Source organism: Achromobacter sp. ACM04, assembly GCF_014851465.1.
Classification (GTDB): Bacteria; Pseudomonadota; Gammaproteobacteria; order Burkholderiales; family Burkholderiaceae_B; genus Achromobacter; species Achromobacter aegrifaciens.
The window spans coordinates 1,083,766-1,099,694 of the sequence record NZ_JACUZS010000001.1; the positions used below are offsets into that span (position 1 = coordinate 1,083,766).

General features: G+C 68.6%; 14 protein-coding genes. 5 read left to right on the plus strand and 9 right to left on the minus strand.

The window, feature by feature from the left end; all coding sequences use genetic code 11:
- Positions 1–11 precede the first annotated feature (11 nt).
- Both IB259_RS05075 and IB259_RS05080 read left to right on the plus strand, forming a co-directional pair.
- Entirely contained in the window at positions 12–1,307 is a 1,296-nt protein-coding gene (locus tag IB259_RS05075) for an ATP-binding protein (protein ID WP_119449221.1), read from the plus strand.
- Between the two features lie 109 nt (positions 1,308–1,416).
- Positions 1,417–1,896: a carboxymuconolactone decarboxylase family protein gene (locus IB259_RS05080; RefSeq protein ID WP_054454335.1), complete on the plus strand. Its 480-nt coding sequence runs from the start codon at positions 1,417–1,419 to the stop codon at positions 1,894–1,896.
- Here the strand turns inward: IB259_RS05080 and IB259_RS05085 are convergent.
- Positions 1,893–3,323 carry a PLP-dependent aminotransferase family protein gene (locus IB259_RS05085; RefSeq protein ID WP_192327899.1) on the minus strand — a complete coding sequence of 477 codons (1,431 nt, stop codon included), beginning with the start codon at positions 3,321–3,323 and terminating at the stop codon, positions 1,893–1,895. The genes IB259_RS05080 and IB259_RS05085 overlap by 4 nt on opposite strands.
- Positions 3,324–3,416: 93 nt before the next feature.
- Between IB259_RS05085 and IB259_RS05090 the strand changes: the two genes are divergently transcribed.
- The 3 genes from IB259_RS05090 to IB259_RS05100 all read left to right on the plus strand — a co-directional run bounded on the left by IB259_RS05090 (position 3,417) and on the right by IB259_RS05100 (position 5,152).
- Positions 3,417–3,863 carry a GNAT family N-acetyltransferase gene (locus IB259_RS05090; RefSeq protein WP_054454331.1) on the plus strand — a complete coding sequence of 149 codons (447 nt, stop codon included), beginning with the start codon at positions 3,417–3,419 and terminating at the stop codon, positions 3,861–3,863.
- Positions 3,860–4,498 (plus strand): FMN-dependent NADH-azoreductase, encoded by a 639-nt coding sequence (locus tag IB259_RS05095; RefSeq protein ID WP_192327902.1) that lies wholly within the window; start codon positions 3,860–3,862, stop codon positions 4,496–4,498. Before IB259_RS05090 ends, IB259_RS05095 begins: the two co-directional genes overlap by 4 nt.
- A gap of 219 nt (positions 4,499–4,717) precedes the next feature.
- Positions 4,718–5,152 (plus strand): hypothetical protein, encoded by a 435-nt coding sequence (locus IB259_RS05100; RefSeq protein WP_119449217.1) that lies wholly within the window; start codon positions 4,718–4,720, stop codon positions 5,150–5,152.
- A 2-nt stretch (positions 5,153–5,154) separates the two neighbouring features.
- On the opposite strand, the gene IB259_RS05105 is transcribed toward IB259_RS05100, so the two are convergent.
- The 8 genes from IB259_RS05105 to IB259_RS05140 form a co-directional block, all read right to left on the minus strand.
- The gene (locus tag IB259_RS05105; RefSeq protein WP_192328877.1) at positions 5,155–7,710 is read right to left on the minus strand and encodes a fused MFS/spermidine synthase; all 2,556 of its coding nucleotides are present in this window, start codon (positions 7,708–7,710) and stop codon (positions 5,155–5,157) included.
- Between the two features lie 75 nt (positions 7,711–7,785).
- Complete coding sequence (locus tag IB259_RS05110; RefSeq protein WP_175180961.1) at positions 7,786–9,423, minus strand: arylsulfatase; 1,638 nt, start codon at positions 9,421–9,423, stop codon at positions 7,786–7,788.
- A 46-nt stretch (positions 9,424–9,469) separates the two neighbouring features.
- Complete coding sequence (locus IB259_RS05115; RefSeq protein ID WP_192327905.1) at positions 9,470–10,468, minus strand: HAD family phosphatase; 999 nt, start codon at positions 10,466–10,468, stop codon at positions 9,470–9,472.
- Positions 10,465–11,886, minus strand: a complete 1,422-nt coding sequence (locus IB259_RS05120) for a BatD family protein (RefSeq protein WP_192327908.1) — start codon at positions 11,884–11,886, stop codon at positions 10,465–10,467. Before IB259_RS05120 ends, IB259_RS05115 begins: the two co-directional genes overlap by 4 nt.
- Positions 11,883–13,478: a VWA domain-containing protein gene (locus IB259_RS05125; protein ID WP_192327911.1), complete on the minus strand. Its 1,596-nt coding sequence runs from the start codon at positions 13,476–13,478 to the stop codon at positions 11,883–11,885. The genes IB259_RS05120 and IB259_RS05125 overlap by 4 nt, the downstream gene beginning before the upstream one ends.
- A complete protein-coding gene (locus IB259_RS05130) occupies positions 13,463–14,485 on the minus strand; it encodes a VWA domain-containing protein (RefSeq protein ID WP_192327914.1) in 1,023 nt (340 codons plus the stop codon). Before IB259_RS05130 ends, IB259_RS05125 begins: the two co-directional genes overlap by 16 nt.
- Positions 14,472–14,972, minus strand: a complete 501-nt coding sequence (locus IB259_RS05135) for a DUF4381 domain-containing protein (protein ID WP_054454312.1) — start codon at positions 14,970–14,972, stop codon at positions 14,472–14,474. Before IB259_RS05135 ends, IB259_RS05130 begins: the two co-directional genes overlap by 14 nt.
- Positions 14,969–15,928 carry a DUF58 domain-containing protein gene (locus tag IB259_RS05140; protein WP_192327917.1) on the minus strand — a complete coding sequence of 320 codons (960 nt, stop codon included), beginning with the start codon at positions 15,926–15,928 and terminating at the stop codon, positions 14,969–14,971. The genes IB259_RS05135 and IB259_RS05140 overlap by 4 nt, the downstream gene beginning before the upstream one ends.
- Position 15,929: the final 1 nt, after the last annotated feature.

Genomic DNA, 15,929 nt, shown 5'->3' on the forward strand with positions numbered 1-15,929 from the left:
CCGTATCCCCCATGTTCAAGTTCGCGATCCGCATCTTCGTCGTCGCCGCCATCGGTTATGTCGCGGGGTCGCAGCTGGTGGAACGCAGCTTGATGTATCTGCTGGATTCGGTCAGCGCGGATCTGTCGTACCAGGCTGTCCGGGGACAGATGCATGTGCTGCGCACGGAACTCGACAGCATTGCGCCGGCCGCTCGCGCCGAGCGCCTGCGCGACGACATCCAGCCGCTTTACGGCCTGGGCCTGGGTCTGCTGGCCGATGCCGACGTCACGCCCAGCACAGAGGAACAGCGGCAATTGGCCACGCTGGGCATCATCATGCGCGACGATTACAACGTCTATCTCGCGCCCTTGGCGGGCCAGCCCCGGCAGTGGCTGGAAGTCCGCCTGCCGCGCGCGCCGGTGCTGGAGCGATGGGTCACCGTTGGCGTCTGGACTGCGTTGAGCCTGATCGTGGGCATCATCCTGCTGCTGCTGTGGGCCCTGCCCCTGTGGCGCGACCTGGACCGGCTGCGCAACGCCACGCTGCGCATGGGCCAGGGAGACCTGGGCGCGCGGGTGCGGCTGTCGCGCCTGGCCGGCATGCGGCACGTGGGCGAAAGCTTCAACCAGATGGCCGAACGCATTTCGGCGCTGGTCGAAAACCAGCGCAGCCTGACCAACGCGGTCTCCCACGAATTGCGCACGCCGCTGGCGCGACTGTCCTTCGAGGTCGCCATGCTGGGCCAGGACCAGCACCTGCCCAAGCGGCACCAGATACTGCGCGACATGCAGGCCGACATCTGCGAACTGGAAACGCTGGTGGCCGAATTGCTGGTCTATGCGCGGCTGGAACGCCCCACCGACGACACCGTCCGGCTGGAAACCGTGGACACCTGCGACTGGCTGGGCGAAGCGCTGGCGCAGGTGGCGCACCAGGCCGAGGCGCGTGCGATCCAGTGCCATGTGCATCGCGACTACCCGCCGCGCGTGCGGCTGCATCCGCGCTACATGAGCCGGGCCTTGCTGAACCTGGTGCAGAACGCGGTGCGCTACGCCAGCCGCCACGTGGAGGTCAAGCTCACCCAGTGCCCGTCGGGCGGCTTCGAGCTGATCGTGGACGACGACGGCGGCGGCATCGCGCCCGCCGACCGGACACGCGTGTTCGAACCCTTCATCCGCCTGGACGAAAGCCGGGACCGCGGCACCGGCGGCGCCGGCCTGGGCCTGGCCATCGTCTGGCGAGTGGCCGCCAGCCACGGCGGCGGTATCGAAATCCACGACAGCCCCCTGGGCGGCGCACGCTTCGTGTTGCGCTGGCCGGCCTGAGCATGGCCCAGGCGAAAACTCCATTTATGGCACTACCTTCCTGGTCCAAGCCGCGGCATCCTGTCGGCACGAGATTCCGCTCGGCAACACGCATCGAAAAGGTAGGAACATGACCCAGCGTTTGAATTATTTCCAGGTATCCGAGGAACAGTCCAGGAAGTACCTGGAATTCAGCATGTCGCTGAAGAAGACCCCCATCGTGCAGGAGGTCGGCGAACTGGTGGATATCCGCGCGTCGCAAATCAACGGCTGCGGCTTTTGCCTGGACATGCACGTCAAGCAGGCCCGCATCGCCGGCGAGCGCGAACTGCGCCTGCATCACATCGCCATCTGGCGCGAGTCCACGCTGTTCTCGCCGCGCGAGCGCGCCGCGCTGGCCTGGACCGAGGCGGTCACCACCCTGTCGGCGCAGGGCGTATCGGATGCGGTCTATGAGGACGTGCGCGAGCAGCTGTCCGAAAAGGAAATTTCCGACCTGACCCTGCTGGTGGTCGGGATCAACGGCTGGAACCGGCTGAACGTGGCATTGCGCACCGTGCCGGGTTCGGCCGACGCGGCCTACGGCCTGGACAAGGCCGGGCTGAACTAGGACTGCATCAGCTGCAGTATGCGCAGACCCAGTTCACGGGCCTGCGCCTGCGTGGCGATATTGGTGAAGCTGAGCAGCAGCGCCGATTGCCCCTGCGGGGCGGCGTGCCAGCGCGACAATACGCCCGCATACATGCCCTGCTCTTCCATCCGCCCGGCCAACGCCACGTCGCTCTGGCCGTCTTCCAGGCGCGCCACCAGATGCATGCCGCCGGGCTGCGGCTCGATCCGCAGGCGCTGCCCCAGCGCATCATTCAGGCCCGCCACGGTCGCGGCGCGCCGTTCCGCGTACAGCTTGCGCATGCGCTGGATGTGGCGGCCGAAATGGCCTTCGGCCATGAAGGCGCTCAATATGGCCTGGGTCAGGCCAGGCGCAGCGCCCGCCTGCAAGCGCGCGGACTGCGCGAAGCGTCCAGCCTGCGCCTCGGGCACCACCAGATAGGCCAGCCGCAGGCCGGGGAACAACACCTTGCTGAAGGTGCCCGCATACAACACCCGCCCCTGCGTATCCAGGCTCTTCAAGGCCGGCAGCGGACGGCCGACGTAGCGGTATTCGCCGTCGTAATCGTCTTCCACGATCCAGGCCCCGCAGCGTTCGGCCCAGTCCAGCAAGGCCTGCCGGCGCGGCAATGACAAGGACATGCTCAAGGGGCTTTGATGGGCAGGCGTCACCACCGCGCCGCGCGCCCGCCCCGCCCGCTCGATGCCGGCGCCGACCATGATGCCGTCCTGGTCCACCGGCACGGGCACGGGCTTCAAGCGCGCCTGCTCCAGCAGCGCGCGGGTTGGCGGATAGCCTGGATCTTCCATCCAGACCTGGTCGCCGGCTTCGAACAGCGTCTGCAGGATCAGCGCCATCGTGCTGTTGTAGCCGGCGGTGATGAACACCTGCGAGGGCTGGCAATGGATGCCGCGCGCCACCTGCAGATAGGCGGCGGTCGCGCTGCGCAGGGCTGGCAGGCCGCCGCTGGGCGGATAGGCCAGGTCCCCGGCCTGCAGGCCGCGCAGCTGCCGCGCGCCCAGGCGGGCCCAGAGCTTGCGGGGAAATTCATCCAGCGCCGGCAAGCCCATCTGGAACGGCCGCAGGCCCGAGGGTTCGCGCCAGCCCGGGCCGTCGCCGGGCGTCTCGGCAGGAATGGCCACGGCGGGGGGCGGCGCGTGCTGGGGCTGCAGGTCGGGCGCCACCACCGTACCGGCCTGGCCGCACGCCTGGATATAGCCTTCCGATGCCAGCAGTGAATACGCGACCTCCACCGTGCCGCGCGCCACGCCCATCTCCTTGGCCAGCGCCCGCGCCGATGGAATGCGGTCGCCTGGCTTGAGCGTGCCCTGCGCGATGGCGCCGCGAAAGCGCTCGTAGACCTGGCGGTACAGAGGCTCGGCGCCGTCCGGCGGCACGGGCGGGTCCTGGGGCTGCGGGCTGATCATGGCATAGTCCAGAATTCAATTTATGGCCCTTCTAATTATGGCATGCGGCTCCTAACATGACTGCACTTGAACCCTGACACCGCCAGTGCATCCATGACCGACGCCACTATGCAACACCTCGAAAGCCCGCAGGACCTAAGGGCCTGCCTGCCGCTCATGCGCGAGCTCAGGCCCCATCTGAAAAACGAAGCCGATTTCGTCGAACGCGTGAGCCGCATGCGCGCCGACGGCTACCGGCTGCTGGCCGCCATGGACCATGGCCAAGCCGTCGCGCTGGCCGGCTACCGCGTGCAGGAAAACCTGATCTACGGCCGCTTTCTGTACGTGGACGACCTGGTGGTGGCGGACGGCCGCCGCGGCGAACGCTGGGGCGCCCGGCTCCTGCAAGCCCTGGACGCCGCCGCGCGCGGCCACGGCTGCGCTCGCCTGGTGCTCGACACCGGCCTGGGCAACGCCCTGGCCCAACGCTTCTACTTCCGCGCCGGTCTGTTGACCAGCGCCATCCGATTCAGCAAATCCCTGGAAACCTCCGCCTCATGAATATCCTGCGCATCATCTGCAGCCCGCGTGGCCGCGCCTCCGAAAGCTATCGCCTGTCGCAAGCCATCGTCGACCAACTCACCGCCGCCGCGCCCGACGCGGCCGTGGTCGACGTCGACGCGACCGCCCTGCCCCTGGTCGACTCCGACTACGCCGCCACGCTGAGTGCGCGCCAGGACCCCACGGACGGACGCGAGAATCGGGGCGCGCTGGGCCGCTCAACCGAACTGATCCAGTCCCTGCAGGCCGCGACCCACGTCGTCATCGCGACTCCGATGCACAACTTCACCGTGCCGGCATCGTTGAAAACCTGGATCGACCACGTGGTGCGGGTGCGCAGCACCTTCCAGATCACGGCGCGCGGCAAGGAAGGCAGCCTGGAGGACCGTCCGGTATACGTGGCGATCTCGTCCGGCGGCGACTTCGGCTGCGACGGGCAAAGCCAGCCGGACTTTCTCACGCCTTATCTTAGGCACGTGCTGGGCACGATGGGCCTGAAGAACGTGACGTTCTTTTCGGTGCAGGGCACGGCGCGGGGCGCGGACGCGTTGCAGGCGGCCCGCGCGCAGGCGCAATCGGAGATCGTCGCGCATCCGTTCGCGGCGGGTCTGCATCCGGAATTCGCGGCAGCTTGATCGCGCCGGGGCTGGTGCCCGCGCATCATGGCGCGCGCACCAAGCCGCCTCATGCTTAGGAATAGCGCCGGCGCCGAGCCCGCTTACGCAAGAAGTATTAGGCAATCGGGCTGCGTTGACACCCCCAAATAGCCGGCACTACGCTCTTGGCCAGAACCCTCTCGCCTGACCAGACTACGCCGTACTTCCTCATTCGGGCATGGGTGCAGGAGGCGTGCAATGACACTGACCAGTCCTGGTATTTTCCTGGCGGCCGCGCTTGCGCTGTGGGTCCTCGCCGCGCCGCGCGCCGAGGCGGCCTGCAGCGACAAGAAGATCGTGGCGATGGCCAACGACGGCCGCACGGTCAACGCCATTGCCAAAGCCTGCAGCATGCCGACGGCCAAGGTCCGGGGCGTGATCGAGCGCGCCGATGCGAACGACGAAGCGCCGCCGCCCGCGCCCAAGGCCAAGGCCGAACGCGCCGCTGTGCCGGAGCTGCCCAAGAAACTGCCGTCCGGCGCCGGCCTTGCCTCATGCGATTGCCAGGGCATGGTGCCCTATGGCGAACGGGCGCCGGACCTGCGCTGCCAGAGCGGCATGTCGATGGCGACGCCCTGCGCGGGCTATTGCTCGCCCCACGGGGTCGCGCCATGGCGGCGCATATGTAGTTAGCCCTACTGCCTGGCGCTGGGCATGAACCAGCGGTAGTAGGCGTTGCCGCCATCATCGCGCGCCAGCTTGTTCATTTCCCTGCCCCAGGTCTCACGATCCCCCACATAGGCCGCCAGCGACGCCCGGTAGAACGTGTCGAGCCGCGCCCGCTCCAGTTCCATGTCGGCGCGCAGCGCGTCGGACGCGCCGGTCAGCGGCGGTTCGCTGCGCAGGGCCAGCAGCGCGGGCAGGACGCGCGCCACTTCGCGCGGGCGGACCCAGGTTGCGTACTCGATGCCCGGGCGGTCGTCGGTTACGGCCGGGGTATCGCCGGCAAAGCGCGCCAGGCCTTCCCGGTCCGTGACCCAGGTGGACAACAAGGCGGCGGCGGATGGCACGCCCACAGCCTGCAACGCGGCGGCGGTATCGGGCTGGCCGTAGCGCGCCTGGATGCGGGCCGCGTCCAGCGTCAGCGGCTGCATGGAACCCAGCAGCAGCATTTCATGCAGTTCGCTGGTCCAGAGCTGGGCATGTGGAAACACCTCGATGAAGCTGGCGATGAGCGCGCGGGTGTCGTCTTCGTTCTGCGTGGGCAGCGGCAGCCATTGCGCCACGATGCCTTGCGGCGCCAGCCGGCTTGCGGCCAGTTGGTAGAAGTCGCGGGAATACAGATTCACCACGCCCGCGGCGGAAGGCGGCGGCGGCTCCAGCGTGATCAGGTCCCAGCGTTCGGCGCTGGCCTGCAGCTCGCGGCGTCCGTCGCGCAGCCGCTTGTCCAGGCCAGGATCGGTGGCGGCCTGGAACGTACCCTGGAAGTGCGGCGCGGCGCGCAGCACGGCTGGCAGCAGCTCGGCGACCGCCCGCTTTTCCAGCCCGCGGTATTGCGACAAGGCGCCCGCCGTGATGCCGGTGCCATAGCCCACGACCAGCGCGGACTTGGGTTCGCCCGCATGCACGATCAAGGGCAGCAGCGCCTGCAGCCGCATGTAGCGCAGCGAAGGCATGGCGTCGCCCGAATTCGATACGCCCTGGATGTAGAGGCGGTGGAAGCGGTTGCCGTTGCCGGCGCGCTCGACCACGGCCACGGTGCCGCCATGGCTTTCCTCGTAGAACACCAGGCCCGCGTCGCTCGCCCCAGGCAGTAGCCGCGCAAACTGGTCTGCCGGCAGCGTGGCGATCAGCGCCAGCGTGGCGAGGCCCGCGATGCCGGTGGCCCACCCGGTGGCGGCGCGGCCGTCCGCACGCCCGCGCCAGGCGGCAACGGCGCCCACCGCCGCGGCGATGGCCGCCAGCACGCTCAGCGTGCGTACCAGCCCCAGGGCGGGCAACAGCAGGAATCCCGTCAACAAGGTGCCCGCGATGCCGCCCAGCGTGTTGCAGGCGAGCACGGCCCCGGCTTCCCGCCCCACCTGCCGGTCGCCCACCGCGATACGCAGCACGGCGGGAAACGCCGCGCCCAGCAGCAGCGTGGGCGCCAGCACCAGGCTGGCCGCCGCTACCGCGAAGCGCGCGCACATGCCGGCAAAGCCGCTGCCCGTCCATTGGTAGACCGCCGCTTCCGCCTGCGTCTGGGCCACGATCAGCCATTTGCCCAGCAAGGCCACCTCCAGCACCGCGATCAGGCCTGCGCCAGCGATCAGGAAGCCGAACACCGGCCAGGGATTGCGCACGCGATGGGCCCAGCGCGCATAGAGCGCCGCGCCGATGGCCAGCCCGGCCAGATAGGTGGCCAGCACGATGGCGAAGGCGAAGGCGCGTGTGCTCATGAAGGGCACGATCATCTGCGACCAGATCACTTCGTAGCCCAGCGCCACCGCGCCAGCCACCGCGTACAGCGCCACGGCCAGGCGCGCCTCGCCCGACAAGGGCGCCGCAGCGGCCTGCGGATTGTCGGCGGGCGCCGCGCTGTCGCCTGCCCTGCGGGCCAGCATCCAGGCGCCCAGCGCCGCCAGCACGTTGAGCGAGGCCGCGGCCAGCGCCGCACCTTGCACGCCGAAGCGCGGAATCAGGAAGAACGCGGGCAGCAATGCGCCCAGGATCGCGCCGCAGGTATTCGCGGCATACATCGCCCCGCCAGAGCGGCTCACGTCCGCGCCCTGCTGCCGGCTCACGGCGCGCAGCAGCACCGGCAAGGTGCCGCCCATCAAGAATGCGGGGACGGCCAGCAGCAGCCCTACCGCCAGCCAGGCCGCCAGGCTGCTATGGACCTCGACCGCGACAAAGGCGGCGGCGCTGCGCGCCAGCAGCCACGTCACCGCGATGCAGGACAGCGCCACGCCCGCTTCCAGCATGGCGTAGAAGCTTACCGGGCGCCGCAACTGGTCCGCCTTGCGGCCCAGCAGCCAGCCGCCCAGCGCCAGGCCCAGGAAGAATGCGCTGACAGCGCCGGCGATGGCGCTGACCTCCACGCCCACAACCAGCGACAACTGCTTGATCCACAGCACCTGGAACACCAGGGCCGCCGTTCCGGACAGGAACAGCAGCGCGGCCGGCCGGACCGCCGTCAGGGCGCGCCCTTGCGCCGCCTTGTCGTCCACATCATGTCCCTGCATCGCTGCCTCGCTTGCCCCCATGCCCATCATGCTGCTCCTGCTGCGTTGCCGGGCGGCGCGACAGGCGCCGCCCGGTACTGTCCCGGCTTGCGCCGGAACCGGCTACTTCGACTTCTGTTTCTCCATATCTTCGAAGTGTTTCTCCATAGCCTTGTTCACCCGCTCCTGCACCTGGTCCACACTGAAGCTGGCCGGCCGCTGGCTGGGCGGATAGGTAATGAAGGTCTCCAGGAACGCTGACGCCTTCATGGTGGCGATGGCCGTCAGGTAGGAGTTTTTGGCCAGCCAGTCGTTGTACTGATCCGAGGTGATGTCGGCACGCTCATACGGATCCATGCGCAGGTTGAAGATTTTCGGCACGCGCAGGCAGACGAAGGGATCCTGCCAGACGTTGAAGTTCCCCGGCGCGCGCTGTTCGCAAAACACGGCCTTCCAATCGCCCCAACGCATGCCTACCAGCAGGCCGTCGTCGTTGAAGTAGAAGAACTCGTCGCGCGCACTCTTGTCCTGCTTGCCAGTCAAATAGCCCAGCTGGTTGTAGCCGTCCAGATGCACTTTGAACTTGGTGCCGCCGGCCTGCGGCGCCCAGCCGTCCAGCAGCCGTTCCTTCACGTTGGCGTCGCCGGTGGCGGCCAGCAGAGTCGGGAACCAGTCCATGCCGGATACCATGCCGCGCTTGACTTCCCCGGCGGGAATCTTGCCAGGCCAACGGACCATGGCTGGCACGCGGAACGCGCCTTCCCAGTTGGAGTCCTTTTCGCTGCGGAATGGCGTAGTGGCGGCATCCGGCCAGGTGAAGGCGTTGGGTCCGTTGTCGGTGGTGTAGACGACGATGGTGTTGTCGGCGATGCCCATGTCGTCCAGCTTCTTCAAAAGCTTGCCCACGTCCTGGTCATGCTCCCACATGCCATCGGCGTAGTCATTGCCGGGCATGCCGCTCTTGCCCTTGTGTTCGGGCCGGATATGCGTATAGATGTGCATGCGCGTGGTGTTCATCCACACGAAGAACGGCTTGTCTTCCTTGCCGTGCTTGTCGATGTACTCGATAGCGGCGCCAACGGTTTCGTCGTCGATGGTCTCCATGCGCTTGGTGGTCAAGGCGCCCGTGTCCTGTACCTTGCCGTCGGCCGTGGCCTTGATCACGCCGCGCGGAGAAAAGTTCTTCACGTAGGGATCGTTGGGGTCCTTGGGCCAGTACGGGCGTTCGGGCTCTTCTTCGGCATTCAAGTGATACAGGTTGCCAAAGAACTCGTCGAAGCCATGGCGCGTCGGCAAGTATTCGTCGCGGTCGCCAAGATGGTTCTTACCAAACTGCGCGGTGTTGTAGCCCTGCGACTTCAAGGCCTCGGCTATGGTGATGTCGCCCTTCTGCAACCCGACCGTCGCGCCGGGTGCGCCGACCTTGGACAAGCCGGTACGCAGTGGCGATTGACCCGTGATGAAGGACGAGCGGCCTGCCGTGCAGCTGTTCTCGGCGTAGTAATCGGTGAACATCGCGCCTTCCTTGGCGATGCGGTCGATATTGGGCGTCTGATAGCCGACCACGCCGTGCGCATAGGCGCTGATATTCGCCTGCCCGATGTCGTCGCCGAAGATCACCAGGATGTTCGGCTTCTTGCCCGATGGCGCCGCCTGGCCCTGATTGGCCGCAGGCGCCTGGGTCTGCGCCTGCGCGCTTGCCAGTGCCATGAGGCCTGTTGCGGCGAAGAGCGCCGCGCTCAACAGTTTTCTTGCGTTCATCGCTTTCTCCTGACCCTCGCGGGCGGTTCCCAGTCACGTAAACGAATCACTGTGTTTCAAATGCGTATACCCTTCTCCACTCCTTTGCCATGTCTACGATTACCCAACCCTTTTGCTGCGCTTCATCCAGCGCGCGGTCCAGCCTGCCGATCTTGGAATCCCGGTCATAGGCCCATTCGCGCCGGGCGTCGGTGTGATGCACCAGGCCCGCGAAGCGCTTGCCGCTGCCGGCCGCCGTCCACTGCAGCATCTGCAGGTCGCCGTCCGAATTGCCGAAGGCGAATATGGGCTGGCGGCCGATGAACTTGTTGATGGCCACGGGCTTGCCCGGGCCGTCGTCGTTGAAGTCGAGCTTGGGCGTGCGCATCAGCACGGGCTTGCCGTCCTGCATCTGGAACTCGGTGACGAAGGTGGTGCCTATCACCTGTTCGGGCGGAATGCCGTAGACGTCCTGCGCCCAGGCCCGCATGAATTCCACTTCGCCGCCCGACACGATGTAAGTCTTGAAGCCGTTGCCGCGCAGATAGTCCAGCAGCTCCAGCATCGGCGCATAGATCATGCTGGTGTACGGCTGCTTGAAGCGCGGATGGCGGGCGGTCTTGATCCATTGCCGGACCTCCGCGCCGAAGGCCTGCGTCGTCATGTTGGTATGGGTGGCGCCCACGATCTTCAGCAGTCCTTCGGTGCCCGAGGCGGCAAGCGCCTGGCGGTCGCCTTCGATCGCGGCCTTGTAGGGTTGCTCGGTCGACCATTCGGGATGCTGCGGCGCCATGGCCTTGACCCGGTCCAGCGCGAAGATCAGCTGGAAGTACAGAGGTTGCTCGCTCCATAGCGTGCCGTCGTTGTCGAACACCGCGATGCGGTCGGCCGGCGCCACATAGTCCGGGCTGCCCTCCGTCGTGACGGCTTGCACGAATCCAAGAATGGCCTGGCGCGAAGGCCCCTCATTCCAGGAAGGCAGCGGCGTCTGCGCGCGCGCCAGCCCGGCCAGGAACAACAGGAGCAGCAGCGCGAACCAGCGGCGGGCAAGCAAAGGCGTCGTCATGGGAGATCTCCTGGAATTTCGGCGGGCGGCATGCCCGCAAGTCCGCGCGATGTTGCGGCTGGACGGGGATTCAGCGTAGGCAGGTCTTGCGCGCCGCCCTCTCGTACCGGTGCGCGCAAGGCACGGCGCCAACGCGGAAACATCCCGCGCAATCCGCGCCAGCCGCGCGCCGCGTCCGGCTCCCGGCCATAGCAGGCTCGCAGCGCATCGTCGGCGGATTGGCGTAGCGCCGGGTCCAGGCCGGCCGTCCCCTGCGCGATCGTGGCTGCGCCGCAAGCTCGGCGCAGCCATGCGTATAGCGCGTCCATGCGCGGCTGGGGCTGCGCCAGCGAGCGTCGCAAGGTCATTGCCGCATAGGGTTCGGAGGCATGCCATTGTTCGCGCCGCGCCCGCAGTCCGGCCCGCAGGCGGGCCAATGTCCGCCGCAACCAGGGCGCTCCCAGCCACCAGGCCACCGCCGCCAGCGCCACGCCCGCGGCCAGCGCCAGCCATCCTCCCGGGATGCGCACCTGCACTTGCCGGCCCATGTCGCGCAGGTCCTGTTCGACCGAGAATGGCGCCTGGTAGGCGGCGCCCGCCCTCGCCTCGAAGCGTTGCGCGGGCAGGGTTACGCGCTCTTCCTTGTTGGCCGCGACGTTCCACCAGCGGATTTCCACCGCCGGCAGTTCATGGGCGCCGCCGCTTTCGATCACATAGTCCAGGCGGTCGATGCGCTGTCCGCCGAGGAAACCGCCGCGGCTGTCGGACATCTGCGTCAATTCGGGTTCGGACGGGTACAGCTTGAGGCCCTGCACGGCGGCCGCGGCAGGCGGCGGGATCAGCATGGCCTGGGCGCCCTGGGCCTGCACGGTGATGACGCGGCTGACGTGGTCGCCGACGGCGGGAGGCTCGGCCGAATAGCGGATCTGCTGGGTCGCCTGGACCGAGTTTGCCGCCAGGACATGACCGGCTGCCCCGCCTGGCGGTCCGGCGGCGCGCGCCTCGAACGGGCGCGTCTGCGCAACCAGGGGCGCAGTCGCCTGTCCCACCTGCGCGCTGACCCGGATGGCCGGCACGCGCAGGTCGCCCGCCGCCTCGGGACTGACCAGATAGGCGTAGCGCAATCCGCTGTAGGCCACGCCGCCGATGGTGGCGCGGATGATGGTGGCCTGCCCTGACGGCCCCGACACCAGCGCGCCAGGGATGTCCAGGGCTGGCATCTGCGGGGGCTGGGTGAACCAGGTCGACGTCAACACGTCCACCTGCAGGATGGCGGTGGCGCCAGCCATCAGGTCGCCCGATGCCGCCATGCGCGCCTCGGCGTGCAGCTGCGGCCCGCCATCCGCCTGCTGGGCTCGCGCCACGCCGACGCACAGGCCCAGTTGCAGCAACAGCAGCAGGCCCAGGCAACGCAGCAGCGCGGCATGGCGGTGCATCATGGCTGCCTCCCCTGCGCCGGCGCGGCCTTGCGTGCGTCTTCGATCGCGAATTTCTGCTTCAGAAAGCCGGCCGGCGACAGGCTCAGGTTGCGCAGCCAGACCTCGTCGGACGCGGCTTGCGGCGCCTGCGTGCGGATCATCTTGCCCGCGCCCTTGTCGCTGTCCACGCGGGTCTCGTCCGGTTTCTCCGAGTCGTCGTCCTGTTGCTCGCTTTCGGCGGCGGCGATCAATCTGGCGACCAGTTCGCGGTTTTCGCGCGCCTCGGGAAAATCCGGCCGCAGGCGCAGCGCCTGGTCGTACGCCGCCAGCGCGGCGTCGTAGCTGCGCAGACGGACCTGGGTATTGCCCAGATAGAAGTCGCCTTCGGGCGTGTCCAGTTTGGCGAATGCGGCCAGCGCCGCCTGATAGTCGCCGGCGTCATAGGCGGCGCGACCCTTCCAGTAAGGATCGGCATACAAGGCGGCAGCCTCGGCATAGCGCTTGTGTTCATAGGCCCAGCGGCCCTGCTGGTCGGGCGTGAAAAAGGCGTCGGCCAGCGCGCCTGCTTCCGCGCGCGGGGTATGCAGCGTAGCCGTGGCGGCGAGCAGCAGGCAGGCCGTCCAGTTGATGTTCCAGCCGCGCCGCAGCGCCAGCAATGCCAGCAGCGCCAGCGGCCAGCACAGCCAATAGCCGGCGTCCTTCCAGTGCAGCGGCTTGTCCGCGTCCTGTACCTCCTGGAAGTGCCGTTCGGCATGCAGCGTCACCCAGTCCAGGTCGTCGTCGTTCAGGGTCAGGCTGCCCAGCGGCGCGCGGGCGGCTTGCGCCAGCTGTTTCAGCGCATCCTCGTCGAAACTGCCCAGCAAGGGCCGGCCCTGCGCGTCGAGGCGCGGCTGGCCGCGGGCGTCGCGCACCACGCCGCCATCGCGCGTGCCCGCCGCCCACACCAGGATCTGGAAGGAATTGGCCCGCGCCAGGCGCTCGACTTCGGCCAGCTGGCCGGTGTCCGCGCCGTCCGTCACCAGCAGCAGGGTGCCGCCCGCCTCGCCCGCTTGCAGCAGGCTCGCGGCCAGCGAGATCGCGCCCGCTGCATCCTTGCCGGGCGCGGCGATGAGCCCGGTGGACAGGGCCTGCACGAACATGTCGGGCAAGGCGGGGTCGTCGGTCGGCGGCAACACCAGATGCGCCGAACCGGCATAGGCGATCAGGCCCGTCTTCGCGCCTGCGCGCCGTTTCAGCAGATCGCGCAGCTTGCGCTTGGCGGCTTCCAACCGGCTGGGCGGAAGATCCGCCGCGTCCATCGAGGGCGACAGGTCGACCGCCGCGATCAGGGGCGCCAGATTGTCCAGGAAGGCTGGGCGGTCCTGCTGCCACGTCGGCCCGGAAGCGGCGATGCCGCCCAGCGCCAGCAAGGCGGCCAGCAGTTGCGCGGGCCGCGGCCCGCGGCTGCCCTGCGTGCGCACCGTCAGGTGTGGCAGCAGTGCCGGCGCGATGTTGCTGCGCCAGCCGAGCCGGCCGTCCTCGTCGCGCCGCCGCCAAAGCACAAAGGCCGCGGCCGCGACCGCCAGCAGCCACCAGGGGCGCAGGAAATGGAAGGCGCTCAGGTCGATTTCCATCCGCCCTCCTCCATGCGCGCATCCCCTTGCGGCCGGGCGTCGCGCCGCCGGCCGCGCAGCGCCGCGGCCAAGTGCCAGCCAGCCAGCAGCAACAGCGCAAGGCCCAGCGGCACCCAGAAGAAATCCTGCTTGGGCTGGTGGCGCAATTCGCGCACTTCGTGCGGCGTGATGCGATCCAGTTCGGCATAGACCTGCCGCAAGGACGCCTGGTCCTGCGCCGGGAAAAAGCGGCCCCCGGTCTTGGCTGCGATCGCGCGCAAGGCGTCGAAATCGACCTTCTCCTCGCCCCGCGCCTGCGGATCGCCTATGCCCACGGTATGCACGACGATATGGCGCGCGGCCGCCATGGCCGCGGCGCGGTCCGGCGGCACGGCGCTGCCGGTATCGTTGCCGTCCGTCAGCAGGATCAGGACCTGGTCGTGTTCGCCGGCATGCTCGAACTGCTTGATCGCCACGCCGATGGCATCGCCGATGGCGGTATTGGGCCCGGCCATGCGCGTGCTTACCTGGCCGAGCAGCAGCTTGAGCGTGGCATGGTCCTGGGTCAGCGGCGCCTGGGGATAGGCGGCGGTGCCGAACACGATCAGTCCAAGCCGGTCGTCCTTGCGGCGGTCGATGAAATCGGCCACCACGGCCTTGACGCCGCTCAAGCGGTCCTCGCGGCGGCCGTCCGGCGCCACGAAGTCCTCGGTCTCCATGGATTGCGAGATATCGATGGCCAGCAGCAGGTCGCGCACCGGCTGGCGATGCTCCAGCGGCGGCTCGACCCGTTCGGGCCGCGCCAGCGCCAGGACCAGCAGCAGCCACACCAGCGCGTTCAAGGCCAGTTGCCAGCGGTCGCCGCGCACGCCGGGGCGCTGCGGCGTCTGGCCGGTGCTGCGCGCCACCGATTCGAAGAATGGAATGCGTACGGCGCTACGCCGCTGCACATACGGCGGCAGATAGCGGTACGCCAGCCAGCCCAGCGGCAGCAGCGCCAGCAGCCAGGGATATTCAAGCCGCCACATGGTGACGCTCCATCCATTGCCGGCTGGCGGCGAACAAGGTCCGCACGCGGGCGGGGTCGATGGCCCGCAAGGTCTCGGGCGGCGCATACGCCAGCGCGCGCAGCAGCACGGCTGCGTCGGGCGGAAACACGGCCACGCCGGCATCCATGAAGGCGACCCACTCCGCGCCTTGCAGCGCGCCGACCCGGTCGCGGTCCGCTGCCGCCACCGACGACAGGCCGACGCGCTTGAGCAGATCCGGCAAGGCGCGTGCGGCCAGGGGATCCGCCTGTGTTTCGCGCCGCAGCGCTTCCAGCATGCGCAGCCCTGCGCGGCGGTAGCCATTGCGTCGGTGGCGGCGCGCCATCCGCCACGCGGCCCATGTGGCCAGCGCCAGCACCACGGCCAGCACGACCAGCCAGCCCCAGGTCTGCGGCCAGTAGCTGACCGGCTCGGGCAGCGGCAACTGACGCAGCTGTTCGATGGAAGGAGCGGCGTCGGCGTTCATGTCCGGCCCCTGGCTTGCGCACGGCTGGCCTGGCGGCCGAGCTCGCGGCGCAACTGCGCCACGGTGTCGTCCGCCGTATCGATGGACAAGAGCGGCACATGGCTGCGGCGCAGCAGCTCGGCCACGTCGTGCAGGCGTCCTGAAAAGAAGTCCGACAGCGGCTCGCGTACCTGCTTGCGATCCGCGGCGACTTCGACCTGCAGCTCGCCCTGCGTCACCACCAGCCGGCCGCTCAGGGGAATGCGCAACGCCAGCGGGTCATACACCAGCGTTGCGACCACATCGTTATGCGCGGCCAGCGTGCGCAAGAGGCGCAAGGTAGCGTCATCGGCGCCGGCAAAATCGCTGATCAGGCAGACCAGGCAATCGTGCGGCGCGTGCGCCAGCGCCCCTTGCAGCGCTTCGTTGAGCCGTCCGGACGCGTCCACATCGGGTTGGTCCGCGCCCATGGACTGGCTGCGCCCCGCAATGGCGGCGAACAGGGCCTGGATGCGTTCGCGGCTGCGCAGCGGACGCACGTTGTCGATGCCCGCATCGCTGAACACCAGGCCGCCCACGCGGTCCCCCGCCAGATAGGCCATCCAGGCCGACAGCGCCGCGATGCGCGCGGCCACGACAGACTTGAAGCTGCGCACCGAACCGAAATACATGCCCATGCGCTGATCCACCACCACCAGCGCCGGACGGTCGCGCTCCTCGCTGTAGGTGCGCACATAGGGCTTGCCCAACCGCTGCGAGGCGCGCCAGTCCAGCTGGCGCAGATCGTCTCCGGGCAGATAGCGGCGCAGCTCCTCGAAGTCCAGGCCGCGCCCGCGCAGGCGCGAGCCATGCTGGCCGGCCAGAATGCTGCGCACCGGCTGGCGGCTGAAGAACCCCAGGCCGCGCGCGGCAGGTTCCAGCGCCATCAGGTCCTTGATGTGGACCTGGACTTCCGGGGAAGGAGCGGCGGAAGGCATG

What these genes read in the sequence shown, in the direction of transcription:
- IB259_RS05075 (WP_119449221.1), top strand. Translation starts at nt 12, where the DNA reads ATGTTCAAGTTCGCGATCCGCATCTTCGTCGTCGCCGCCATCGGTTAT.
- IB259_RS05080 (WP_054454335.1), top strand. Translation starts at nt 1,417, where the DNA reads ATGACCCAGCGTTTGAATTATTTCCAGGTATCCGAGGAACAGTCCAGG.
- IB259_RS05085 (WP_192327899.1), bottom strand. Translation starts at nt 3,323, where the DNA reads ATGATCAGCCCGCAGCCCCAGGACCCGCCCGTGCCGCCGGACGGCGCC.
- IB259_RS05090 (WP_054454331.1), top strand. Translation starts at nt 3,417, where the DNA reads ATGACCGACGCCACTATGCAACACCTCGAAAGCCCGCAGGACCTAAGG.
- IB259_RS05095 (WP_192327902.1), top strand. Translation starts at nt 3,860, where the DNA reads ATGAATATCCTGCGCATCATCTGCAGCCCGCGTGGCCGCGCCTCCGAA.
- IB259_RS05100 (WP_119449217.1), top strand. Translation starts at nt 4,718, where the DNA reads ATGACACTGACCAGTCCTGGTATTTTCCTGGCGGCCGCGCTTGCGCTG.
- IB259_RS05105 (WP_192328877.1), bottom strand. Translation starts at nt 7,710, where the DNA reads ATGGGCATGGGGGCAAGCGAGGCAGCGATGCAGGGACATGATGTGGAC.
- IB259_RS05110 (WP_175180961.1), bottom strand. Translation starts at nt 9,423, where the DNA reads ATGAACGCAAGAAAACTGTTGAGCGCGGCGCTCTTCGCCGCAACAGGC.
- IB259_RS05115 (WP_192327905.1), bottom strand. Translation starts at nt 10,468, where the DNA reads ATGACGACGCCTTTGCTTGCCCGCCGCTGGTTCGCGCTGCTGCTCCTG.
- IB259_RS05120 (WP_192327908.1), bottom strand. Translation starts at nt 11,886, where the DNA reads ATGATGCACCGCCATGCCGCGCTGCTGCGTTGCCTGGGCCTGCTGCTG.
- IB259_RS05125 (WP_192327911.1), bottom strand. Translation starts at nt 13,478, where the DNA reads ATGGAAATCGACCTGAGCGCCTTCCATTTCCTGCGCCCCTGGTGGCTG.
- IB259_RS05130 (WP_192327914.1), bottom strand. Translation starts at nt 14,485, where the DNA reads ATGTGGCGGCTTGAATATCCCTGGCTGCTGGCGCTGCTGCCGCTGGGC.
- IB259_RS05135 (WP_054454312.1), bottom strand. Translation starts at nt 14,972, where the DNA reads ATGAACGCCGACGCCGCTCCTTCCATCGAACAGCTGCGTCAGTTGCCG.
- IB259_RS05140 (WP_192327917.1), bottom strand. Translation starts at nt 15,928, where the DNA reads ATGCCTTCCGCCGCTCCTTCCCCGGAAGTCCAGGTCCACATCAAGGAC.